A 21592-nucleotide genomic window follows, 5' to 3' on the forward strand; every position below is an offset into this window, starting at 1 on the left:
GTGCACCGCCGCGAAAAATACAAATCGAAGATGGCTGGAGAAAAACGAACGTGAAGCGAACAACGTTGAATCAGAAAGCCTGGGGCATCGTCGGGCTGCTATGGATCTCGCTCGTCGTGCTGGTGGTGGCCAACGCCTTCATGACGCGCTCGGGGATGGTGACGGACCGCAAGACCCTCGTCGAGCAGGAGACGCAAACGGCACTGGGCGTGGTCTCGTACTACCAGAAGGAAGCGGCCGCCGGCCACCTGAGCGCCGACGACGCTAAGCGCCTCGCCATCGCCACGCTGCGCGGCACGCGCTACGGTGACGACCAGAGCGGCTACTTCGGCATTTACGACAGCAACGCCGTGGCGCTGCTCGTGCCGCCCAAGCCGGAGATGGAAGGCAAGAGCCAGGCGAACATGACCGACCCGCGCGGCACGCATGTGGCGCTCGAGATCGTCAAGAGCTCGTCCACGGGCGGCGACGGCTACAGCAGCTACTGGTGGCCGAAGCCGGGCAAGAGCGCGCCGGTCGAAAAGATCACGTATTCCGCCCTCGTGCCGGGCTGGGACTGGCACATCTTCACCGGCATCTATACCGACGACATCGACGACGCCTTCCGCAGCGCGCTGATCAGCAACCTTGTGCTCGTGACGGTGATCGGCGCGGCCGTGACGCTCGGCCTCATGTGGCTCATCGGCACGATCCGCCGCAGCCTGGGCGGCGAGCCGGACTACGCTTCGCAGATCTGCCAGCGCATCGCCGAAGGCGATCTCACGGCCCACGTGAATCTCGCGTCCGGCGACCAGCACAGCCTGCTCCATTCGATGCAGCAGATGCAGCGCCGGCTGGTCGAAACCGTGCAGCGCATCCAGACCTCGGCCGAATCGATCACGACGGGCGCCAAGGAAATCGCGGCCGGCAACCTGGACCTGTCCTCGCGTACCGAAGAGCAAGCCGCGTCGCTCGAGGAAACGGCCGCCAGCATCGAAGAGCTCACGACCACGGTCAAGCACAACACCGACAACGCACGCCAGGGCAACACGCTCGCGGTCAACGCATCGGAAGTCGCCGCGCGCGGCGGTGAAGTCGTGCGCCGCGTAGTCGAAACGATGAACGAGATTTCGAGCAGCTCGCAGCGCGTGGAGCAAATCATCGGTGTGATCGACGGCATCGCCTTCCAGACCAACATCCTCGCGCTCAACGCGGCCGTGGAAGCGGCGCGCGCGGGCGACCAGGGCCGCGGCTTCGCCGTCGTGGCGGGCGAAGTGCGCAGCCTCGCACAGCGCAGCGCGACCGCAGCCAAGGAGATCAAGGATCTGATCGGGCAGTCGGTGGCGCAGGTGTCGGAAGGCACGAAGCTCGTCGACGAAGCGGGTAAGACGATCGACGAGGTGGTGATTTCGGCGCGCCGCGTGGCCGACCTGATGGGCGAAATCGCCGCGGCTTCCGAGGAGCAGCACACCGGCATCGAGCAGGTGAACCGCGCCGTCGCCCAGATGGACGAAGTGACGCAGCAGAATGCGGCGCTCGTGGAGGAAGCATCGGCCGCGGCGCAGTCGATGGCGGCGCAGTCGAACGGCTTGCGCGACGTCGTGACGGTGTTCCGGGTCGGGGCGCAGGCCGAGTCGACGGTTGCGTCCGCGGCGGCAGCGCCCGCTCAACGCGCGCGCGCCGTGCGCCCGGCCGCACCGCTCAAGCGCCCTGCCCCCGCGAAGGCCGCGCAAACCACGCCGGCCCGCAAGGCCGCGAACCCAGCGCCCGCCGTCACGGCAAAGGCGGCTGCCGCCAGCCCCGTGGCCACGGCGGCTAACGAAGCGGCAGACTGGGAAACGTTCTAATCGCGGGTCAGGGAGTCATCACGCAAGGCGGCCGCCCTCAGCGGGCGCGCCTTGTGCCGCCCGCCACGCGGCAAACGTGATCAACCCGGGCGCAAGACCCGGATCGCCGATACGCGTCCAGCTCGTATGCGTGTCGTCGAGTCCCGCCACCGGCTGCGGCGTGGCGAACTCCACGCGCGCCATGCCGGGCCGATACGCCTCGTTCGGCCAGTAAACCGGCATCACGCGGCGCGCCGCCATTTCCTCGCGCAACGTTTCGGGGCCGCCTTCGTCGGTCACGACATCGCATTGCGCCGCCCAGTCGTGACTGTCCCACGCGAGGAACACGCCGGCGTTGCCTTCGACGTCGAAGGTGAGCACGGCGTTCTGCTCGGGGCGCCAGTAGTACTCGACGATGCGCTCGCGCAGCGCGACTTCGTGCAGCACGTCGGCGATGCGCCGGTTCGCGTAAATCGCGCCCACGCCATGCACGCCGATATGGCCGCGCCGCGCGCAGAACTTGCGCTTGGCGTCGTCGATCGCGCCGCGCAGCTTGCGCGTCATGGCCGGATCGGACTTCTTCACGTAGAAGTCGATCAGCCCCGCGTTGAACGCCTCCACCGCGTGTGATTCGTCGGCCGTGGCCGTGAGCAGGATGCGCGTGCACGCCACGTCCTTCGCGGCGGCCAGGAAGTCGACGCCGGTCATCTCCGGCATTTCGTAGTCCACGACGAGCGCGGCGATATCGCCAAAGCGCGCCGCGTCCGTCATCACGTCCTCGCCCAGCGCGTTGCCGCCGCGCTTCTCGAACTCCGACCATGCCGCGCCCGCTGCGGGATTGCGCGCACTCTGGCGCGCCTCGTGCGAAGCGACGAAGGCCAGCGCCTCTCTCGCGCTCGTGAAGTAGCGGTCCGTGCCCGCGCCCGGGAAGAGGCCGCGCAGCGCGTAGAGGAAGTCGGGGCTGTCGTCGAGAAAAACGACGGAGACGGGATGGTAAACCGGCTGTCTGACGATGGAACTCATGCTGGATCTCGGTAAGCGCGCTGCGCCTCATGCGGCGCGCCCGACACCCGGAACTGCACCGCGAGGAAAACATGTGGATTATGCGGCGTCTCGCCTGGACACAGCAACCCGAAGCCGCAGGTGCGCGGTCAATCAAACACGCGCAAACGTTATCGCACCCAGCGAGCATGAAGCGGTTTGCGTATGTGGGGAGCACGGTATTGGATGAAGAGGAACACGAAGAGAATGGTGCATGCCTCCCTTTCTCCGGAGGCACGCGCGGCTGCCGCCTGCAGTCCCTATCTGGAGTCACTCTGATGTACGCACGCGAATCCATTCCCGCCGTCCTGTCCCGTGGCACCGCCGGATTCTCCGACGAAATCATGGAAGCTACGCCGACCAAAACGTTCCATCACGTCATCGACATCTACCTGAAGGACTCGAACGCGTTCATGAACACGTATTTCGCCCGCTATTTCGAATGGCAGGGCATTTGCCGCGAACGCTGGTTTCACGAGTGCATTCACAACAATCTGCTCGCTTCGGGCGGCGTGTTCGTCACCAAGCGCGCGCACCAGGAATACGTGCAGGAAACCTTTCCGTTCCAGCGCGTGGATTGCTACCTCAACACCTTCCAGGTGCGTCAGTGCTCCGCGTATCTCGTGTTCCGCTTTTGCGTGGACGGGCGGCCCGTTTCGCTCGGCTATCAGCAGATTCTCTTTGCCGGCACCGACAAGCGCATTCGCCGCTTTCCGCCCGGCATCATCGAGCGCGTGAAGGAATACGAGCTGGTCCTGCCTTCGGGCTCGAACTGAGCGGATTGAACCCGGCTATCTGAACTAGCCCGCGAAGTCCTGCCCCGCCGGAAAGCGGCGGGGCTTCGCCGGTGCGTCGTGCAGCGCGCGGTCGGCACTCGTGCCGGGCTCGGGCAGGCGGATCGTGAAGGTGGTGTGCACGTGCGGCTCGGACTCGCAGGCGATCGTACCGCCCAGCGCCTCAGCCACGCGGCGGCAGAACGTCAGGCCCATGCCGGCGCCGCGCCCATGCGCCTTGGTCGAATAGAACGGATCGAATACGCGCGGCAGGACATCGGCGGGAATGCCGCAGCCGTTGTCGATGAAGCGCAGCACGCAAAAGCCCGCTTCGCTCGTCGCGCCGATCTGAACGCGGCCCACGTAATCGCTCACCCTGTCGCTTCTTTCGGCCATTTCCGCGTGAATCGCGAAGAGCGCGTTCTTGAGCAGATTGAACAGCACGAACACGACGAGCGAATCCGAACCCGAGAAACTCAGCTGCGCGTCGATGGGCGCCACCTCCACCATGTCGCGCTCGCCGGTGCGGAACGGAAAGCGCTCGAGCGCGGCATTCACGCAGGAGCGCACCGGGTAGGTCTCGAAGCTGCGGCGGTCGAGCCGGTCGAGCGTGAACGAAGCCAGCGACATTTCCACCACCGTGCTCGTGCTGTCCACCTGGCGGCGTATCGAGGTGGCGAGCGAGGACAGGCGCTCCGACTGCCCGGGATAGAGGCCGTCCACGCACAACTGGTGCTGCACGGCCAGCTGGTAGCCGCGCATGAGTTCGGGCAGCACGTTGCCGATTTCCTCGGCATGCATGCCGATGGCCGCGAGCGGCGTGGCGACCTCGTGCGCCACCGTGGCCGCGATGAGGTAGGGGCGCATGAGGCCGTAGCGCACGATCGTGACCGCGAGAATGCCAAGGCTGATCGCGATGAACACGGCGCCCACGGGATAGAACGCGAGCCCGTAATTCACGGCGTAGTCGGAGGCGGCCAGCGTGTACAGGCCAAGACTCACGAAGCACAGGTCGAGCAGCTTGCGGCGGTCGTGCGCGTGCGTCTGGCCGCGCGCGGCGTACAGCAGCCAGGCACTGCGGCAAGCGAGCAGCACGGTCTGCGCCACGTGCACGGGATGCAGCATGCCCGCCTTCGGATACTTGCCGAAGAAGAACGTGCCGTAGCCGTCCACGACGGCGTCGCTCAGCAGCAGCAGCGCCGCGAGCAGCACGCTGAGCAGGTACGAGGCGATGAGCAGCGGGCGTTCGCCGCGCCGGGCGCTCACTTCGGTCACGAAGTGATAGAACGTGGTGGGCAGGAACAGGATGAAGAAGTAGCCGACCTTGACGAGCACGGCGGACAGCTCGGGGTCGGACGTCTGGAACAGAAACGCCCAGGTGCCCTGCCAGAAGAACGTGGTCGCGCACATCAGGGCGAACGGCACCGAGAGGCGCGTGAAGCCCTCAGTCAGGAGCACGTAGACGCCGAATCCGAGAAATAATGCGGACACGAACGCTGGCAGGATCGAATACATAGTCTGTCGCGTGGGTTCTTGTTCTTACCGACCTGGTTGGCGCGGCGCGTTCCCTGCAGCGTTCCCCGTGCGCCCAATGTGCGATTCGCGGGCCGGATCTCGCCGCCCGATGCAGGGCGCATGAAATGCGCGCCGATCGAATCGATTTTGCCGATTATCGCCGCTAATCCCTCGTTGCGGCGAAATTTTGCCGGTATCGGCGACGCCGCCATGCGCCGCGAATCCGCGATGGCCCAAATTCGGTCGAATTGGCAGAAAACCACGCCATCCGTCGATTGAGGACAACCCTGGCGCCACCCAGAATAGAGGTCATCACCCACCCCGACGGAGCACCCAGATGACCCCGACCCTCGCCGATGTCGCCATCCCCGACAGCAAGCTCGCCCGCGAAATCACCGAACTCGTGCGCGACACCGAATCGCCGCTGCTGTTCCATCATTCGAGCCGCGTCTATTATTTCGGCGCGCTGGCCGGCCGCCGGCTCGGCCTGAAGTTCGATCGCGAACTGCTGTACGCCGGTGCAATGTTTCATGACATGGGCCTCACGCACGCGCACAGCAGCGAGCACGAACGCTTCGAAGTGGACGGCGCGAATGCCGCGCGCGACTTCCTGCGCGGCCACGGCATCTCGCAGCACGACATCGACCTCGTGTGGACCGCCATCGCGCTGCATACGACACCGGGCATCCCGCAGCACATGCATCCGGTAATCGCGCTCGTCACGGCAGGCGTCGAGATGGACGTGCTCGGCATTGCCTACGACCGCTTCAGCGACACCGAGCGCGAGGCCGTGGTGCACGCGCACCCGCGCAGCGAGCACTTCAAGGAGGACATCATCCAGACCTTCTATGACGGCATCAAGCACAAGCCCGCCACGACGTTCGGCAACGTCAAGGCCGACGTGCTCGCGGACAAGGACCCGCACTTCCATGCCGGCAACTTCTGCAGCGTGATCCGCCATTCGGCCTGGCGCGGGTGAGTGACACCCGGGGCGATCCGGGACATCTGACGCGGCATGCGGCGCGATTCTGACAGGCGATGCTATGCTCATCGCGATGTCCGGAAACGCGCCGCCGGGCCACGCTGCGATGCGCGCGCGTCCAGTCGCAGTCCCCCGGGGGCTTCATGCAGCACACGCCAGGCCGCACGCGGCCGCACGGCTTCTCCAGCATGGTCATGAAACGCCCGCACCTCGTGGTGACGGTGTGCTTTCTTGTGGCCATGGCGCTGGTGAGCGCCGTGGGTCTGCGCCAGCTCTACCAGATGACGCGCTACGACCTCCATAGCCGCCAGCGCGACCTGGAGGTGCGCGCCGTGGGCGTGGACGCGCTGATTTCCGCAGAGCGCCGGCGCCTGCTGTTCCTGCGCGACTACGCGGAACATCTGCTCGCCTCGCCGAGCCAGCAGCGCGTCGGCTTGCAGAATCCGAAGGTGCAGGCCGCGCTGCGCGACAGCGGCGAACTGCAATGGACGACTCCCGGCGCGATGGATGGACCGCTCGTGTTCGGCACCAATGCGCAAGGGCTCGCGGGAATCGACGGCTTTCACCGCGACGACGCCACGCTGCCCGCCGACATCGTGCTCGCGCGCGCGATCAGCCCGCTCCTCGCGATCAGCCAGCACGCCGACGCAGTGCAAAGCACGGTCGCGTACATCTCGGCCAACGGCCTGTACGTGCTTTCGCCCGAACGCCCCGACGCGCACGCGCCCGACCTGTTGCGGCGCTTCAGCGCCATGCCCTACTACCGCCTGCATGTGACCGGCCAGAACCGGGGGCGCGATATCGTCTGGACTCCGATCTATACGGAATCGAAAAAGAGCGAGGCGATCGCCACGCTCAGCGCGCCCGTCTACGCGAACGGACAGTTTCGCGGCGCCGTGGTGATGGACGTCGCGCCCTCGCGCCTGCTCGCGCTCCAGCTCGCCACCTCGAACCTGACCGACGACGAGGCGCCTGTCGAGTTCGGCCTCCTGAACAGTAACGGCGACCTCGTCTATTTCGTCAATGGCGAGATCACGGCGCAGCGTCCCGCGCGGTTCGATCCGCATCTGCTCGACGTGGCGCGCGCGTCGGCGGCGGCATGGATGAAGCGCGGCAAGGGCTACGCCGTACGCTCGGGCCGCTACCTGCTGTTCCAGCACGTGGGCGAGACGCACTGGATGCTGCTCACCGACACGGACGACTCGGAACTCACGCTCGCGGCGGCGCGCCGCGTGTTCAGCAGCCCGCTGATCGTCGCCTGGCTGGCGATCGCGGTGCTGCTCGTCGGCACGCTGCGCATCGTCAAGCACATATTCGGCCAGTACGTCGAGGCGAGTACGCGGCTCGAAACGCTCGCGCGCAGCGATCCGCTCACCGGCCTCGCGAACCGGCGGCGCTTCCAGGAAGTGTTCGACGAGACGCTGGAGCGCGCCGCCCGCGAAGGCGGTGAAGCGGCGGCGCCCGCCGTGGCGATGCTGATGCTCGATATCGACTACTTCAAGCGCGTGAACGACCGCTTCGGCCACGCGGCGGGCGACCGCGTGCTGGTGATCTTCGCGGAGATCCTGCGCAACAACCTGCGCAGCGCGGAAATGCCCGCGCGCGTGGGCGGCGAGGAGTTCGCGGCACTGCTGCCCGGCGCCGATCTCGCCACGGCGGCGGGTGTGGCCGAACGCATCCGCCGCGCCGTCGAAGCGCACGCCGCGGATGCGGCGCATGGCGCCGGCGCGCCGGGCGAGGCCGTGAACCCCGATGCGATTGCGTTCACCGTCTCGATTGGCGTAGCGGCCAGTCCCGCCGACTGCCCCGCCCATTACGAAGCGCTCATGCAGGTCGCCGACCGGCGGCTCTACGCCGCAAAGGAAGGCGGCCGCAATCGCGTCGTTGCAGAGGATTCCAGATCGATCGATCCCGCCCGTGCCTGACGTGCGCTCGACGCCCGCTGGCCGTTTTCATGCGTAACGCATGAGCGGGAGCGCCGGCGGCCACGGCGATTGCGCTCGCGCGCCGGACAGCAGCGCGTCGCCGCCAGCGGAAAGACGCTACCATCGGCAGCGGCGATCGACGAAGGCCGCGCGTCGCCGACATCCGCGACGCCGGAGCCCGACCGTACACCATGAGCAGCCGACTCACCGCCCTGACGACGTTCTGTGTCGTGGCGTTCGCCGTCCTGGCAACGCTCACGGCCGCAGTGTACGCGTCGGATGCCGTGTTCGAACGCCAGCAGCGCCAGCACGTGGACGTCTTTTCGCACCGCGCGCTGCTGCGCGCCGAACTGGTGACCGCCGAAGCCGAGTCCGCCCTGCGCGAGCTGACGCCATACCCCGACACGCCGTGCACGAGCGAGCACACGCAACGCCTGCGGCATGTCGAGGAACAGTATCGATACATTCGCGAAGTCGCCACGACCGATGGCGTACGGCTGCACTGCAGTTCGCAACGCGGCACCGTCGATATCGCATTGCCGCCGCCCGAATGGACCTATGCCCAAAGCTTCACCGCCTGGCATACCGAAGTCGGCAGGCCCGGCAGCGAGCGGCGCATGCTCAACATGCGCCTCGGCAATCACGTCGTGGTGATCGATCCGCGCTTCTACCTCGACATCGTGCCGCTCGACGACACCATCGAGTTGACCGTGCTCGAAACGCAGGACGGCGCCGTGATTTCAAGCTGGACGAACGCCGACCACGCCCTCGTACGCGCAGCGCTGCAGCGCACCAGCGGGAGCCCGTATTTCGAGGGACGCTATTACGTCGTCGAGCGCTCGCAGCGCTACCCCATCGCGGTGGTCGCGTACGAGCCCGAGGAACGCATGCGCCGCAACCTGCCCGCGCAACTGAGGACCGTGATCCCGCCCGCGCTCGTCCTGAGCGCGATCGGCACGTGGCTCGTCCTGCGCTGGCGCCGCAAGCTGCGCACGCCGCGCAACGCGATGCTGCAGGGCATCCGGCGGCGCCAGTTCGTGGCATGGCTGCAGCCGCTCGTCTCGCTGGAAAGCGGGCGCTGCGTCGGCGCGGAAGCGCTCGTGCGCTGGAAGCTCGAAGACGGCACCGTCGTCGCGCCGGACACGTTCATTCCCATGGCGGAATCGCTCGGTCTCATCGAGCCCATCACCGATCAGGTCATCCGTTCCGTGTTCGAGGGCGTGGGCGCCGTGCTCGCGCGTCGCCGCGATCTGCATGTCTCGGTAAACCTTGCCGGCAAGGATCTCGCCGGCACACGCGTGCTCGCAACCCTCAAGGGCAATCTCGCGAAATATGCCGTGCACGCCGAACAAATCTGGTTCGAAGCGATCGAGCGCACGCTCATGGATACGGCCAGCTCCGCGCCCGTTCTCGCAGCGTTTCGCGCGGCCGGCCACCGCATTTTCATCGACGATTTCGGCACGGGCTATTCGAGTCTCTCGTATCTACAAGACTTGCCCGTGGACGGCATCAAGATCGACCGCGCGTTCATCCGCTCGCTGGCGAGCGGCGAGGGCGAGGAAATGAACAAGATCGTGCCGCACATCATCGAAATGGCGCGCAGCCTCGACCTGCTGATGGTCGCCGAGGGCGTGGAAACCGAGGCGCAGGCGCAGTATCTGCGCGAGCACGGCGTGCATTTCGCGCAGGGCTGGCTCTATGCGAAGGCCATGCCCGCCGACGAATTCCTGCGCTACCTGGAGCGTGAAGCGGCGCGCACGCGCGAGACGTGAGCGTGGCGCACGCTCAGGCGAACGAACCCGGCGACGCGGCATGCGGCAGCCCGCCGGGCAAGTCCGGGAATGCCACGCCGCAGCGCGCCGCGGCGGCCCTGCTGAGCACGGCGCTGTCGTAGCCGCGACCCGCAAAGCGCACGACGTCGACGAGACTAAAGCCTTGTGCGCGATAGAACGCGATCAGGTGGGCGGCGGGAAACGGCGTGTCGAGCGCGAGCTGCGTGTAGCCGCGCGCAGCCGCCCAACGCCCCGCGAACGCGAGCAGCGCACGGCCGATACCGCGGCTTTGCCATTTGGGCTCGATACCGAACTGATGGATCGAAGCCACGCTGCGCTGGCGATAATGTTCGCACTGCGAATGGCTGTCGTGACCTTCCACCGTGAGCGTACCGACGATCCTGCCATTGCAGATGGCGACGAAGCAGTCGCCAGCCAGCGCGCGTTCACGCGTGAGGCTCGCCGCCTGATCGGCACACGAGCAGTGCAATCCGAGCGACGCGAGCCGCGAGAACGCGCGATGCAGCAAACGCGTGAGCGCTTCCCATGAGTCGTGGCGCGGATCGAAGCGCCTCAGCACGAGCCGGCCGAGGCCGGGCTGCACGGAAGTGATCTGCTCATGCGGGCGCTGGGTTGCACGCGAGATCGACATGGCGTCTCCAGTCGTTTCGATGCCCCCAGTCTAGGGTTGGCCCGTAAGGGCCACAAGAAAAAATCTCGTAAAAACCGGCGCGAATGGTGTGAATGCAGAGGCGTAAGCGCGCTAGCCTTGCGCTGCCATGCGCTCCACCACGGCGAGCACGATGCGCTTCGCCGAGTCGATATGCGCCACGGTCAAGGCGCGCGCGCTGCGGGCGTTGCGTGCCAGGCAGGCTTCCAAGATGCCCTCGTGTTCGTGCTGAAACGAGGGCGTATCGGCAAGCAGCGTAATCTGCAGCCGCTCGTAGCGCTCCACCTGCGCGCGCAGTTCGCGGATCGCCGCCAGTTGCCGGGCGTTGCCGCACGCGCCGTAAAGCAGTTCGTGAAACTCGCGGTTGAGTTCGCCCTGCTTCTGCGTGGTGAGCGCCTCGCCCAGCAGCCGGTGTACGAGTTCCGCGCGGGCGAGCGTTTCGGCGTCGAGGCGCTTGACGCCGTGAAAGATCGCGTCGCCCTCGAGCAGCGCGCGCAGGCCGTAGATTTCTTCCACGTCCTGCACCGTGAGCAGGCGCACGACCGCGCCGCGATTGCGGAAAATCTCGACGAGCCCCTCGCGCGCGAGCCGCTGGATCGCTTCGCGCAGCGGAATGCGGCTCACCTCGAAACGCTCCGCGAGATCGCGCTCGACGAGGCGCTCGCCGCCGCCCAGTTCGCCGCTGACGATCAGGTCGCGCAAGCCGGACGCAACCGCGTCCGCCGTGGAGTCGAATTTTGTTTCCATGCGTGTCATGTCCGGTTCGCGTCCGGTTCTCATCTGAGCCATTTCGGCATAATGGTATACCAAAATGCCGAATGCGTTCATAATGACGTACCCCCTTTCGAACGGACGGAGAGTCAGCATGGCGCATGGCGAACACACCTACCGCGTTTCGGTGCAATGGACGGGCAATCGCGGCAGCGGCACCTCGGGCTATCGCGACTACGACCGCGATCACGTGATCCGCGCGAACGGCAAGCCGGACATTCCGGGCTCGTCGGATCCGGCCTTTCGCGGCGACGGCTCACGCTGGAACCCCGAGGATCTGCTGGTGGCTTCGGCGTCGGCGTGCCACAAGCTCTGGTATCTGCACCTGTGCGCCGAGGCGGGCATCGCGGTGCTCGCCTATGAAGACGAGGCCGAAGGCACGATGGCCGATACGCCGCAGCGCGGCGCCTTCACGAAGATCGTGCTGCGCCCGCACGTGACGATCCGCGCGAGCGACAACCGCAGCCTCGCCGAGCGGCTGCATCACGCGGCGCACGAGCAGTGCTATATCGCCAATTCGGTCAACTTCCCCATCGTTTGCGAGCCGACCATCGAACTGGCTGCGTAACGGCTCGCAAACACCCGAGTCCACTCCGGCACTCCCGCGAGTGCCGGCAAACAGGTCTCGATCACGAATTCCCAGGCAAAACGATAGATAACGTCATTGCGCCCATCGATCCCTTTCGAAGCCGCCCCATATAACTCGTATGCGATTTAATCTTATGCGCTTGACAAGGGGAAATTTCTCGTCCATTATGCATCGCATGCGATTCGATCTTATGCGACGCATATGACCCAAACCTGAAATCCATCAAGGAGCGCAACATGGCAACGATCGACAAAGTGCTGTTCTCGGGCAACACCCACACCACCATCAATCACGACCCCGCGGCCCAACGCGGTGAATTCGGCGTCGTCGACCTCGAACTGTCGTCTTCGAGCGGCGAAACCCTCGACATCGTCGCGACCGAACCGCATCCGCGCGCCGAGCAACTGTTCGCCGGCGCATGGTCGGCCTGCTACATCTCCGCGCTCGCCATCGCGGCCTCGCTGAAGAAGGTCGCCCTGCCGGAGGACGCTTCGGTCGACATTCAGGTCGATGTCGGCCAGACCGGCGCCGCCTGGTTCCTGGGCGCGCACTTCACGGTCACGCTGCCGGGCATCGAGCAAAACGTGGCCGAGGCCATCGCACGCAGCGCCCACCAGATCTGCCCGTACTCGAAGGCCGTGCACGGCAACATCGACGTGAGCCTCACCGTCGTCACCGCATAACCGGCAACCGCAATTCACGTTTTCATCCAAATTCACTGCAATTCACATTTACCCAGCGAGATCCCATCATGAAGACCCAATTCATCGCCAAGCTCCTCATCGCCCTTTCTGTCGGCGCAGCCGCCCCCGCATTCGCCAGCGGCTACGGCCCGGCCCCGTCCTATCGGCCCGAAGTCGGCGCACCGGCATCGCAACGCGGCCAGAGCGTGCAAACGCTCGCGGCCGAGCGCGCCGAAAGCGGCACCGCCGCGACGGCATACGGCGGCATGGCCGACGCCACCTCGGCCGCGGGCAGCCGCGTCTCGATGGAGCGAAACAGCCTCTTCGCCCACCATTGATTGCGCCACCGCGTCGTGGCTGTTTCGCCGGGCATCGCGATGGCGATGTACGGCGGAACCGGTGTCGGCCTACGATATAATCGCAAGCGATTTATTCAAGTTTGCGAGCCATTGAGGCCTTTGCCTGAAGAGGATGACCATGAAATCGACGGACCACCCGGCGCAGGGCGCCACGCCCGCGCCGCTCGCAGACTACCTTTGCTTCGCGGTCTACTCGACCAATCTGGCGTTCGGCAAGGCGTACAAGCCGATCCTGGACGAACTCGGGCTGACCTATCCGCAGTACATCGCGATCATCGCGCTCTGGGAGCAGGACAACCAGACGGTGAGCGGCCTGGGCGAGAAGCTCTTTCTCGAATCCAACACGCTGACGCCGATGCTGAAAAAGCTCGAAGCGATGGGATACGTGCAGCGGCGGCGCGATCCGGAAGATGAGCGCCAGGTGCGCGTGAGCCTGACCGCCAGCGGCCGGAAACTGCGCGAAAAGAGCCTGAAAATCGCCGATCTCACCGATGCGACCGGGCTGGGCCACGACGAATTCATGAAGCTGCAAAGGGCGATCGTGAACCTGCGCGCCAATCTGATTCGTTCACTCGACACCGAATAGCCGTCGCAGCCGCGCCCATGGTTTTTGCGGACCGGCTTCGATCATCAATAGTCAGGACTACGACAAATGCCGTGGTTGAGGGAAGGCATACGCACGTCCAGTGCATCCTGCTCGCCACGGTCCAACGTCACCATCAGGAATTGCTATGTCAAACGATCTTCATCCCACACCGCTTTCGCGCCGGCGCTTCATCGGCGCCGCTGCCGTCACGCTTGCAGGCGCCGCATTGAGCCGCTTCGCCTTCGCGGAATCGAAGCCGTCGGCCGGCGGACTCACGCAGATCGCCGCCGGCGATCCGTCTTCGATTCGCCCGCTGCGCGTGCATGCCCCGGAAGCGGCGCTGACCGATCTGCGGCGGCGCATCGCCGCGACGCAATGGCCCGAGCGCGAAACGGTCGACGACGCCTCGCAAGGCGTGCAACTCGCCACCATGCAACGGCTCGCCAGCTACTGGGCCACCGACTACGACTGGCGCAAGGTGGAAGCGCGGCTCAACTCGCTGCCGCAATACGTCACGGAAATCGACGGGCTCGATATTCATTTCATTCATGTGCGCTCGAAGCACGAGAACGCGCTGCCGATCGTCGTCACGCACGGCTGGCCCGGCTCGATCATCGAGCAGCTGAAGATCATCGAACCGCTGACCAATCCGACCGCGCATGGCGGGAGCGCATCCGACGCGTTCCACGTCGTCATTCCTTCGCTGCCGGGCTACGGTTTCTCGGGCAAGCCGACGAAGACCGGTTGGGACCCGCAGCGTGTCGCTCGCGCCTGGGTCGTGCTGATGGACCGGCTCGGCTACAAGCGCTACGCCGCGCAAGGGGGCGACTGGGGCAATGCCGTGACGGAACAGCTCGCGCTGCTCAAGCCGGCAGGACTCGTGGGCATTCACACCAACATGCCCGCGACCGTGCCCGACGCCGTCGCCAAGTCGCTCAAGGACGGCACGCCGCCCCCGGCCGGGCTTTCTCCGGAAGAGCAGCACGCGTACGACCAGCTCGATTACTTTTACAAGCACGGCTTGGGCTACGCGCTCGAAATGGCGAACCGCCCGCAAACGCTCTACGCCATCCAGGATTCGCCGGTCGGCCTCGCTGCATGGATGCTCGACCACGACGCGAGCGGTCAGGCGATGATCGCGCGCGTGTTCGCGGGCCAGCCCGAAGGCCTGACGAGGGACGACGTGCTCGACAACGTCACGCTCTACTGGCTGACGAAGACGGCGGTCTCCTCCGCGCGCCTGTATTGGGAAAACAAGCTCAACTTTTTCGAGCCCAAGCATGTGGAGCTGCCGGTTGGCGTGAGCGTCTTCCCGGACGAAATCTACGCCGCGCCGAAGAGCTGGACAGAACGCGCCTACCCCAGGCTGGTTCACTACAATCGACTTCCGAAAGGCGGCCATTTCGCCGCATGGGAGCAGCCTGCCGCGTTCACGGAAGAAGTTCGCGCGACCTTCCGGACGCTGCGTCAGCCCGCCTGACGCAATGCCGCACGCGTGAGCTTTCGGGTGTCCGGCGATTTTACCAAGGACTCCGAAGGCTCGCGCCATCGCCAGCGGCAAAAGCCACGGAGCGCCCGTGCGACGGACGGATACAACGGCCGCCCCTTCTCCCAAATACTGCACGACGCGAGACCGCCAGGATCGCTCAACGGGAAAAAACGGCGCAAATCCCGGCGCTTTTCCACGAATAGAAAATCGCGCACTTCGCGGACAATGCCGGTCATAGCCCGATTTGCGGCTGTTTCAACCGTGCGCCCGCGGGCGCAAGTCAAACTTCGATGTCAAAAAAAGAAAGGTGATTGTTTTGTTTGCCCGGATATTCCTGCTGTGGATGGCGTCGTTGATGCTGGTGCAAGTCGGTTTTCGATATCTCGATGCGGAATCGCTGCTCTATTTCGGCGACACGGCATTCGAACCGGCTTCCGCGCCGCAGGCCGCCCAGCAGCAGGACGCCGAACTGGAACTGGAGCTGGCCGCGCAAGGTGCGAGCGTCCGTGGGATCGCCCCACTGGTCTCGATCAAGCCGGACATCGTCAATCTCGGCCCCGAGGTGGCGCCCCATCTGCGCGATGCCATCTGGGCGCCGCCTGCCGGGACGGCCTCGAACACCGCCTATCTGCGCGAAGCCTGTTCGTCCGGCGTCACGCGCCTGAAGATGGCCGTCCGCGGGTTCGATGCGCGGTTCGCGGCGCTCATGCTGGCGCTCTGCGTATTGCTGTTCGCATTGCGCGCCTGGTGGCTGCGGACGGTGCGCCACGATCTGCTCGCCATGATCGCCACCCTGCGCGTCGCGACGAGCGAAACCGGGCCGGCACCCGCGCTCGCGCCCCTGGATTGCCCGCGCAAGCTGCACGGCCTCGCCCGCGCGATCGGCGATATGTTGTGCCGCCGCAGCGGCGCGGTCGAGGACCAGTCGGCCACCTTCGCCGCTTTCCTGCGGATGACCGAATCGCGGGTGGCGCGGTTGCGCGTGTATGCGATGACCGTCACGCGCTGGAACTTGCGCGTGGCGCTCGTCGAGGACATCGATCTCTTCCAGGACCTCGCGCGCCAGTTCGTCGACACGGCCGGCCAGGGCGGCGCGAATCATGCGGCCGTAAACGTGGACGCGTATCTGAAGGACCGCTTCGTCTACGGCGCGAACGCGGACGCGAGCATCGTGCTGCGGCTGGACGCCGGCGAGGCGTTTGCGCTGCCGCGCGCCGCGCTCGTGCGGCTCGTCGACAATCTCGTGGGCAACGCCCAGGCGCACGGCAAGCCGCCCATCGAGATCTGCACGGCGCGCGGGCCGCGCTCGTGGACCTTGAGCGTGCGGGACCACGGCGAAGGCGTAGCGGCGGGTCTGCCCGAAGGTGGCGCGCCGGCGTCGCCGTTGCCGGCCTCGCGCGAGTCGAGCCTCCGGCTCGACTCGCATTGGGGCATGGGCCTGTCGATCGTCCGGCGCCTCGCGCGCCTCTGCAACGCGAAGCTCAAGATCGGCAATCATCCCGAGGGCGGCCTCTGGGTGCGCGTGATCGTGCCGATGGACAAAGCGCGGCACGCCTGACGCGACACGCTCCCCTCAAGCCCCCAGCAGCACGCCGCTGCGTATCGGCCGCGTGCCCGTGACGCGGCCGAGCGGCGCGCCGGCCGTGACGAAGCGAATCGCCCTGCGCATATAGAAAACGCCTTCCGCGGTGCTCTTCACCGTCGTCGTTGCGCCCGTCATCGGATCGACGATGTCGAAGAGCGGGTCGTTCTCACGGATCCACGCGCCGATTTGCGCGCGGTGCACGAGAATGCCGCTGCACGGTGCATAGAATTGCGCGCTCCCGGCGAGCGGCGTGGCCGGCATCAGCAGCTCCGGCAGCGGCTTCACGTCGCCGCCGGTGAGCGCACCGCGCCAGCGCAGATAATCGATCAGCGCGTCGGCGTCCTGCTGCGCGCTTTCCCACGACACGTCGCGCTGGCCGCGGCACTCGATCGTCACCGCGGTAGGTCCGGCGGGCACGGGCTGCGTGGCCGGCATCTGTTGACGCAGTTGCCACCACAGCAGGCTATGCGCCTCGTCGAATGCCTGCGCGCCCGAATCGGTGGCGAGCAGTTGCGCGCGCGAGCCGAGGTAGCGGGCCAGCGGCTCGACATCGGGCCAGCCGGCCTCGCTCGTGTACACGTGCATGACCGCCTCGAGCGAGCAATGCAGGTCGATGATGAGATCGGCATCATGCGAGAGCCTGAGCAACGCCAACTGGAGCGAATCGAATTCCGTGAGCGGCCCCTGCGCGTCGAGCGCTTCGCGCATCAACTGCCGGATCAGCTCGCGGTTGCGCTCGACGTCCGCGCCGAGCATCTCTTTCGCGCGCGCGAGCAGCTTCGGAAACGCGTGGAAATGCCGGTTGAAGTTCCTGCCGCTCGCGAGATCGAAGCGGCCGATGAACTGGCCAAGAACGTGCTGGTTCAGGCCCACGGGATTGGCGAGCGGCACGAGCACTACCTGCGCGGCGAGCGCGCCTTGCGCCTCGAGTTCCGCCAGTTGCGTGCGCAACAGCACGGCCGTCAGCATGGCGGGCGTTTCGTCGGCGTGCAGCGACGCCTGGATATAGACCTTCTGGGGTGCGTCGGCAGGGCCGAAATGGAAGCTGGTCAGTTCGCGGTGCGTGCCCGGCGTGGCGCTCAGGAGCGGAATCGATTGCTGGTTCATGAATTCAATGCGGTTTCAAAAATGTGTGCAGCGGCTCAGTTGCCGCTCAGTTGCCGTACGGATCGAAGTCGAAATAGCGATGCGCGATCTGCGCATAGGTGCCGTCCTTGAGCATGGACGCGATCGCGTCGTTCATCTGCGCCTGCAGCGCGGTCTCGTCCTTGCGCATGCCGATGCCCGTGCCGCGGTCGCCCATCGAGAGCGGGCCGCCGGCAAACGCGAAGCCGTCGCCTTGCGGCGTGCGCAGGAAGCCGTAGTCGGCTTCGACGTAGCCCAGCAGTGCGGCGTCGAGCCGCCCGTTGACGAGGTCGGCGAACACTTCGTCCTGGCTCTTGTAGGTGACGACGTGCACGCCCGCCGGCGCCCAGTTCGCGAGCGCATAAGTCTCGAACTGCGTGCCCGCCTGCACGCCGACCGACTTGCCGGCCAGCGACTGCGCGGTGGCGCCGAACGGGGCGCCCTTGCGCGCGACGAGCCGCGACTTGAACTGGAACAGCTTCGACGTGAAGAGGATTTGCTGCTCGCGCTTCGCGGTGATCGCCATCGACGACATGATCGCGTCGATCTTGCGCGCCTGCAGCGCCGGGATCATGCCCGAGAACTCCAGCTCGACCCACTGGCAACGCGCGTGAATCCGGCGGCAGATCTCGTTGCCGAGATCGACGTCGAAGCCTTTGAGTGAGCCGTCGGGTGCCTTGGCGTCCATGGGCGGATAGGTCGGATCGATGCCGAGGCGCACGATGTCGCCCTCGCGCGCGAAGGCATTGCTGCTCAGGGCCAGCGCGAGCGAAAGAAGGATCGACGGGATTTTTTTCATGATGAGCGATCAGTGAACGTGGGGGTCTCCTGCCGACCGATGGTAGGACGACGCTGCGTTCGGGAAAAGCTCGAATTCGTCTATCATGATCACTCATACCGATCACAGCCAGTCGTCGCCCATGAGTCTCACGCTCTCCCAGTTGCGCGTCTTCGTCGCCGTCGCCCAGCGTGGCAGTGTGCGGGCGGCGTCGCGCGCGCTCGGCGTGGCGCAGAGCGGCGTGACGCAGCAGTTGCAGAATCTCGAAGTCGAACTGGGCGGCCCGCTGCTCACACGCACGAATCGCGGCGTGACGCTCACGGCGCTCGGGCAGCGCATGCTGGTGCGAGCGGCATCGATTCTCGGCGAGTGCGAGCGCGCGAGCGAAGAGGCGCAGCAACTGCGCGGCGATTACGCGGGCGAAGTCGCGTTCGGCCTGACGACCGATCCGCTCATGGACGCGCTCGTGCCCGTGCTCGGGCAGTACAGCACGCGGTTTCCGCGCGTGGCGCTGCGCCTGCGCACGGGCACCTCGCGCATGATGATTTCGTGGATACGCGAAGGCACGCTCGATTTCGCGCTCGCCCTCGTTTCGGACCAGACCGATACGACCGATCTTTCGGTGACGGAGCTTTACCCGTCGGACCCGGTCGTCGTCTGCCGCCGCGATCATCCGAAGGCCGGGGCGCGCACGCTGCGCTCGCTCACGCACTGCGACTGGCTCGCGACGCGCTCGCCCAATATCGCCGACGCCTTCGCTTCGAGCCGGCTCACGACGTTCTTCACCGACCACGGCCTGCCGGCGCCGCGCATCGTCGCGACGGTGGAGGGGCTGTTCGAAACGCTGCATTGGGTCAGCGAGACGGATTGCCTCGCGCTGGAGTCGTCGGTGGTCGCCGCGCGCGGCCCGTTTGCCGAGCGGCTCACGCGCATCAGGATCGCCGAGCGGCCGGCGGCGCAGCAGGTCTGTTTGCTGCAGCGCGCGGCCGTGCCGCTCACGCCTGCCGCACAGGAACTCGCGACGATGCTGGCTTCGTATGCACGGGCAGGCCGTGCGCCGCGTTGAGGCAGTTGTTACGCGCCTTGTCCTTGTATATAGGCACCAAGCCCCGACGCCAGCGCCGCAAACGTTACGGTGCAGCGCGCGCTTGTGCGCAAATCCTCGTGCATGGCCACCCACGTATCCAGACTCAGCGAGAACTCGTCGGGCAGGACGCGAACCAGCTTCGGGTCTCTGGCCGCCAACGGCGCCTGGCACCCGCCGATGCCGAAGCCAGCGCGTATCGCGCCCAGCTGCGCAAGATCGCTGTCGGCGCGAAATGCAAAGTTATTGCGGCTGTAGGCGGCGAACCTGGGCTGAACCGAGCGAATGAACGCGTTCTCGTGATCGAAGCCGATGAGCGAATGGCGCGGCAACTCTTTCATCGACTTCGGCACGCCATGAAGCGCCAGATAGCGTTCGTGGGCATGCAGCCCGACGTCGATCGCGCCAACACGCCTGGCGATCAGCGCCTCCTGCACCGGCCGGAACATGCGTATCGCAATGTCCGCTTCACGGCGCAGCAGGTCGTCCGCCCTGTTTGACAGCACGAGTTCGATCCTCAGCTCCGGATATTCGTGGCGCAACGCCGCGAGGATCGGCGGCAAGACCTCGACGCCGATCACTTCGCTCGCCGTCAGCCGCACCGTCCCGCGCACGCCCGATCCGTGACTGCTCGCCGCGCGACGCAAGGCTGCCGAGGTCATCGCAAGGCCGACGGCGTACGGCCGCAACTCATTCGCCGCCTCGGTTGGCGAGAACCCATCGGACGAGCGGGTAAACAGCGTGAGTCCCAGCGCCGCCTCCAGACTTTCGATGTGGCGCCCAACGGTCGGCTGCGTGATGCCCAGCGCGCGGGCGGCCGCCGAGAGCGAGCCGCTTTCCAGGACCTGCAGAAAGCTCCGATACCACTCCCAGTTCGGTTCCTTGTCGGCCATACTTCGTCCCCAATTCAGATCGCAATCTATGCATAAATGTATAGCTTATGGTCTATTTTCGCCAATTTTCTATTGACGGCATGCGGCGCAGAATGCCCCTCATCACAGCTCACCCGTCAGGAGAACCCGCATGAACGCCACCCCCATCAATCGACAGAACCGCGCACTCGTACTCGGCGCCAGCGGCGGAATCGGCAGCGAAGTCGCGCGCCAGTTGCGCGACGCCGGCTGGCAAGTCCGCGCGCTGCGGCGCGGCGGTGCGCCGGGCGCGGCGGCGGCCGGCGCCATCGAGTGGGTCGACGGCGACGCGCTCTCTCGCGAAGCGGTGGTCCGCGCCGCGCAGGGTTGCGCGGTGATCGTGCACGCCGTGAACCCGCCCGGGTACCGGCGCTGGGCGGAAGTCGTGCTGCCGATGATCGACAACACGCTCGCCGCCGCGGCCGCCGTGGGCGCGACCGTCGTGCTGCCGGGCACCGTCTACAACTTCGGGCCCGACACCTTCCCGGTGCTGCGTGAAGATTCGCCCCAAAAGCCGCTCACGCGCAAGGGCGCGATTCGCGTGGAACTGGAGCGGCGCATGCGGGCCGCGAGCGAGCATGGCGTGCGCTCGATCGTCGTGCGCGCGGGCGACTTTTTCGGGCCGCACGTGGGCAACAGCTGGTTTGCGCAAGGCATCGTGAAGCGTGACGAGCCGGTGCAGGTCGTGCGCCAGCCGGGGACGCGCGGCGTGGGCCACGCGTGGTCGTACGTGCCCGACGTCGCGCGCACGATGCTCGAGCTGATCGAACGGCGCGACACGCTGCCCGCGTTCGCGGTGTTCCACATGGCCGGCCACTGGGATGCCGATGGCTCGCAGTTCGTCGAAGCGATCTGCCGCGTCGCCCGGCGCCACGGCCTGAAGCCGCAAAGCAAGCCCTTCGCCTGGGCCTTCATGCGCGCCATCTCGCCGTTCGTGACGACGCTGCGCGAACTGATGGAGATGCGCTATTTGTGGAGCGAGCCGTTGCAGCTCGACAACGCCCGCCTCGTCCGCGAACTCGGGCGCGAGCCGCATACGCCGCTCGACGAAGCCGTCGAGGCGACGCTCATGGGCCTGAACTGCCTCGGCGCCGACGAGCGCGCGCCAAAGGCAGCTTAAGGGTTACGCTTGCCTGCGCCGCGCGCTTT

At 66.2% G+C, this 21592-nt stretch carries 22 protein-coding genes; 14 read left to right on the forward strand and 8 right to left on the reverse strand.

Annotated features, from left to right (window positions below):
* Nucleotides 1-50: 50 nt before the first annotated feature.
* Nucleotides 51-1826 (forward strand): methyl-accepting chemotaxis protein, encoded by a 1776-nt coding sequence (locus AB4Y35_RS31190; protein ID WP_368707437.1) that lies wholly within the window; start codon nt 51-53, stop codon nt 1824-1826.
* A gap of 18 nt (nt 1827-1844) precedes the next feature.
* Here the strand turns inward: AB4Y35_RS31190 and AB4Y35_RS31195 are convergent, their stop codons facing one another.
* Complete coding sequence (locus AB4Y35_RS31195) at nt 1845-2828, reverse strand: response regulator (RefSeq protein ID WP_368707438.1); 984 nt, start codon at nt 2826-2828, stop codon at nt 1845-1847.
* A 296-nt stretch (nt 2829-3124) separates the two neighbouring features.
* Here AB4Y35_RS31195 and AB4Y35_RS31200 point away from each other — a divergent pair, with 296 nt between their 5' ends.
* Complete coding sequence (locus AB4Y35_RS31200; protein ID WP_069265858.1) at nt 3125-3622, forward strand: thioesterase family protein; 498 nt, start codon at nt 3125-3127, stop codon at nt 3620-3622.
* Between the two features lie 24 nt (nt 3623-3646).
* Here the strand turns inward: AB4Y35_RS31200 and AB4Y35_RS31205 are convergent, their stop codons facing one another.
* Nucleotides 3647-5134, reverse strand: coding sequence for an ATP-binding protein (locus AB4Y35_RS31205; protein ID WP_368707439.1), 1488 nt, complete (start codon nt 5132-5134; stop codon nt 3647-3649).
* 120 nt (nt 5135-5254) lie between these two features.
* Between AB4Y35_RS31205 and AB4Y35_RS31210 the strand changes: the two genes are divergently transcribed.
* The 4 genes from AB4Y35_RS31210 to AB4Y35_RS31225 all read left to right on the forward strand — a co-directional run bounded on the left by AB4Y35_RS31210 (nt 5255) and on the right by AB4Y35_RS31225 (nt 9813).
* Complete coding sequence (locus tag AB4Y35_RS31210) at nt 5255-5413, forward strand: hypothetical protein (protein WP_368691138.1); 159 nt, start codon at nt 5255-5257, stop codon at nt 5411-5413.
* A gap of 58 nt (nt 5414-5471) precedes the next feature.
* On the forward strand, nt 5472-6113 hold the full coding sequence (locus AB4Y35_RS31215) for an HD domain-containing protein (protein WP_342922136.1): 642 nt from the start codon (nt 5472-5474) through the stop codon (nt 6111-6113).
* A 197-nt stretch (nt 6114-6310) separates the two neighbouring features.
* The gene (locus AB4Y35_RS31220) at nt 6311-8041 is read left to right on the forward strand and encodes a diguanylate cyclase (protein ID WP_368707440.1); all 1731 of its coding nucleotides are present in this window, start codon (nt 6311-6313) and stop codon (nt 8039-8041) included.
* A gap of 191 nt (nt 8042-8232) precedes the next feature.
* Nucleotides 8233-9813, forward strand: a complete 1581-nt coding sequence (locus AB4Y35_RS31225) for an EAL domain-containing protein (RefSeq protein ID WP_368707441.1) — start codon at nt 8233-8235, stop codon at nt 9811-9813.
* Nucleotides 9814-9826: 13 nt separating this feature from the next.
* Here the strand turns inward: AB4Y35_RS31225 and AB4Y35_RS31230 are convergent, their stop codons facing one another.
* Nucleotides 9827-10465, reverse strand: a complete 639-nt coding sequence (locus AB4Y35_RS31230) for a GNAT family N-acetyltransferase (RefSeq protein ID WP_368707442.1) — start codon at nt 10463-10465, stop codon at nt 9827-9829.
* A gap of 111 nt (nt 10466-10576) precedes the next feature.
* Nucleotides 10577-11230 carry a GntR family transcriptional regulator gene (locus AB4Y35_RS31235; RefSeq protein ID WP_368707443.1) on the reverse strand — a complete coding sequence of 218 codons (654 nt, stop codon included), beginning with the start codon at nt 11228-11230 and terminating at the stop codon, nt 10577-10579.
* Between the two features lie 118 nt (nt 11231-11348).
* Between AB4Y35_RS31235 and AB4Y35_RS31240 the strand changes: the two genes are divergently transcribed.
* From AB4Y35_RS31240 to AB4Y35_RS31260, 5 genes are all read left to right on the forward strand, one after another.
* Nucleotides 11349-11822: an OsmC family protein gene (locus AB4Y35_RS31240; RefSeq protein ID WP_368691144.1), complete on the forward strand. Its 474-nt coding sequence runs from the start codon at nt 11349-11351 to the stop codon at nt 11820-11822.
* 257 nt (nt 11823-12079) lie between these two features.
* On the forward strand, nt 12080-12526 hold the full coding sequence (locus tag AB4Y35_RS31245) for an Ohr family peroxiredoxin (RefSeq protein WP_368707444.1): 447 nt from the start codon (nt 12080-12082) through the stop codon (nt 12524-12526).
* 68 nt (nt 12527-12594) lie between these two features.
* Nucleotides 12595-12864, forward strand: a complete 270-nt coding sequence (locus tag AB4Y35_RS31250) for a hypothetical protein (protein WP_368707445.1) — start codon at nt 12595-12597, stop codon at nt 12862-12864.
* 139 nt (nt 12865-13003) lie between these two features.
* Nucleotides 13004-13471 carry a MarR family winged helix-turn-helix transcriptional regulator gene (locus AB4Y35_RS31255; RefSeq protein WP_028202370.1) on the forward strand — a complete coding sequence of 156 codons (468 nt, stop codon included), beginning with the start codon at nt 13004-13006 and terminating at the stop codon, nt 13469-13471.
* 145 nt (nt 13472-13616) lie between these two features.
* Entirely contained in the window at nt 13617-14951 is a 1335-nt protein-coding gene (locus tag AB4Y35_RS31260) for an epoxide hydrolase family protein (protein WP_368707446.1), read from the forward strand.
* Here AB4Y35_RS31260 and AB4Y35_RS31265 read toward each other — a convergent pair.
* Entirely contained in the window at nt 14939-15196 is a 258-nt protein-coding gene (locus AB4Y35_RS31265) for a hypothetical protein (protein WP_368707447.1), read from the reverse strand. The two genes, AB4Y35_RS31260 and AB4Y35_RS31265, sit on opposite strands and share 13 nt — an antisense overlap.
* A 119-nt stretch (nt 15197-15315) precedes the next feature.
* Here AB4Y35_RS31265 and AB4Y35_RS31270 point away from each other — a divergent pair, with 119 nt between their 5' ends.
* Nucleotides 15316-16518: a sensor histidine kinase gene (locus AB4Y35_RS31270; protein ID WP_368707448.1), complete on the forward strand. Its 1203-nt coding sequence runs from the start codon at nt 15316-15318 to the stop codon at nt 16516-16518.
* Between the two features lie 15 nt (nt 16519-16533).
* Here AB4Y35_RS31270 and AB4Y35_RS31275 read toward each other — a convergent pair whose 3' ends face one another.
* Nucleotides 16534-17652, reverse strand: a complete 1119-nt coding sequence (locus AB4Y35_RS31275) for a succinylglutamate desuccinylase/aspartoacylase family protein (RefSeq protein WP_368707449.1) — start codon at nt 17650-17652, stop codon at nt 16534-16536.
* 46 nt (nt 17653-17698) lie between these two features.
* The gene (locus tag AB4Y35_RS31280; RefSeq protein ID WP_368691150.1) at nt 17699-18469 is read right to left on the reverse strand and encodes a transporter substrate-binding domain-containing protein; all 771 of its coding nucleotides are present in this window, start codon (nt 18467-18469) and stop codon (nt 17699-17701) included.
* A 121-nt stretch (nt 18470-18590) separates the two neighbouring features.
* Between AB4Y35_RS31280 and AB4Y35_RS31285 the strand changes: the two genes are divergently transcribed.
* Nucleotides 18591-19514 (forward strand): LysR family transcriptional regulator, encoded by a 924-nt coding sequence (locus tag AB4Y35_RS31285; protein WP_368707551.1) that lies wholly within the window; start codon nt 18591-18593, stop codon nt 19512-19514.
* A gap of 8 nt (nt 19515-19522) precedes the next feature.
* Here AB4Y35_RS31285 and AB4Y35_RS31290 read toward each other — a convergent pair whose 3' ends face one another.
* Nucleotides 19523-20425 carry a LysR family transcriptional regulator gene (locus AB4Y35_RS31290; RefSeq protein ID WP_368707450.1) on the reverse strand — a complete coding sequence of 301 codons (903 nt, stop codon included), beginning with the start codon at nt 20423-20425 and terminating at the stop codon, nt 19523-19525.
* Nucleotides 20426-20555: 130 nt separating this feature from the next.
* Here AB4Y35_RS31290 and AB4Y35_RS31295 point away from each other — a divergent pair, with 130 nt between their 5' ends.
* A complete protein-coding gene (locus AB4Y35_RS31295) occupies nt 20556-21563 on the forward strand; it encodes an NAD-dependent epimerase/dehydratase family protein (RefSeq protein WP_368707451.1) in 1008 nt (335 codons plus the stop codon).
* Nucleotides 21564-21592: the final 29 nt, after the last annotated feature.

Origin of the sequence: Paraburkholderia sp. EG286A, from assembly GCF_040965375.1 — a bacterium.
Lineage (GTDB): Bacteria > Pseudomonadota > Gammaproteobacteria > Burkholderiales > Burkholderiaceae > Paraburkholderia.

Bases quoted from the DNA above. Each gene is read 5' to 3' on its own strand.
- AB4Y35_RS31205 (WP_368707439.1), bottom strand. From the start codon at position 5,134: ATGTATTCGATCCTGCCAGCGTTCGTGTCCGCATTATTTCTCGGATTC.
- AB4Y35_RS31225 (WP_368707441.1), top strand. From the start codon at position 8,233: ATGAGCAGCCGACTCACCGCCCTGACGACGTTCTGTGTCGTGGCGTTC.
- AB4Y35_RS31245 (WP_368707444.1), top strand. From the start codon at position 12,080: ATGGCAACGATCGACAAAGTGCTGTTCTCGGGCAACACCCACACCACC.
- AB4Y35_RS31250 (WP_368707445.1), top strand. From the start codon at position 12,595: ATGAAGACCCAATTCATCGCCAAGCTCCTCATCGCCCTTTCTGTCGGC.
- AB4Y35_RS31235 (WP_368707443.1), bottom strand. From the start codon at position 11,230: ATGGAAACAAAATTCGACTCCACGGCGGACGCGGTTGCGTCCGGCTTG.
- AB4Y35_RS31275 (WP_368707449.1), bottom strand. From the start codon at position 17,652: ATGAACCAGCAATCGATTCCGCTCCTGAGCGCCACGCCGGGCACGCAC.
- AB4Y35_RS31215 (WP_342922136.1), top strand. From the start codon at position 5,472: ATGACCCCGACCCTCGCCGATGTCGCCATCCCCGACAGCAAGCTCGCC.
- AB4Y35_RS31270 (WP_368707448.1), top strand. From the start codon at position 15,316: ATGCTGGTGCAAGTCGGTTTTCGATATCTCGATGCGGAATCGCTGCTC.
- AB4Y35_RS31290 (WP_368707450.1), bottom strand. From the start codon at position 20,425: ATGGCCGACAAGGAACCGAACTGGGAGTGGTATCGGAGCTTTCTGCAG.
- AB4Y35_RS31295 (WP_368707451.1), top strand. From the start codon at position 20,556: ATGAACGCCACCCCCATCAATCGACAGAACCGCGCACTCGTACTCGGC.
- AB4Y35_RS31265 (WP_368707447.1), bottom strand. From the start codon at position 15,196: ATGACCGGCATTGTCCGCGAAGTGCGCGATTTTCTATTCGTGGAAAAG.
- AB4Y35_RS31195 (WP_368707438.1), bottom strand. From the start codon at position 2,828: ATGAGTTCCATCGTCAGACAGCCGGTTTACCATCCCGTCTCCGTCGTT.
- AB4Y35_RS31240 (WP_368691144.1), top strand. From the start codon at position 11,349: ATGGCGCATGGCGAACACACCTACCGCGTTTCGGTGCAATGGACGGGC.
- AB4Y35_RS31210 (WP_368691138.1), top strand. From the start codon at position 5,255: ATGAAATGCGCGCCGATCGAATCGATTTTGCCGATTATCGCCGCTAAT.
- AB4Y35_RS31255 (WP_028202370.1), top strand. From the start codon at position 13,004: ATGAAATCGACGGACCACCCGGCGCAGGGCGCCACGCCCGCGCCGCTC.
- AB4Y35_RS31280 (WP_368691150.1), bottom strand. From the start codon at position 18,469: ATGAAAAAAATCCCGTCGATCCTTCTTTCGCTCGCGCTGGCCCTGAGC.
- AB4Y35_RS31260 (WP_368707446.1), top strand. From the start codon at position 13,617: ATGTCAAACGATCTTCATCCCACACCGCTTTCGCGCCGGCGCTTCATC.
- AB4Y35_RS31220 (WP_368707440.1), top strand. From the start codon at position 6,311: ATGAAACGCCCGCACCTCGTGGTGACGGTGTGCTTTCTTGTGGCCATG.
- AB4Y35_RS31230 (WP_368707442.1), bottom strand. From the start codon at position 10,465: ATGTCGATCTCGCGTGCAACCCAGCGCCCGCATGAGCAGATCACTTCC.
- AB4Y35_RS31285 (WP_368707551.1), top strand. From the start codon at position 18,591: ATGAGTCTCACGCTCTCCCAGTTGCGCGTCTTCGTCGCCGTCGCCCAG.
- AB4Y35_RS31200 (WP_069265858.1), top strand. From the start codon at position 3,125: ATGTACGCACGCGAATCCATTCCCGCCGTCCTGTCCCGTGGCACCGCC.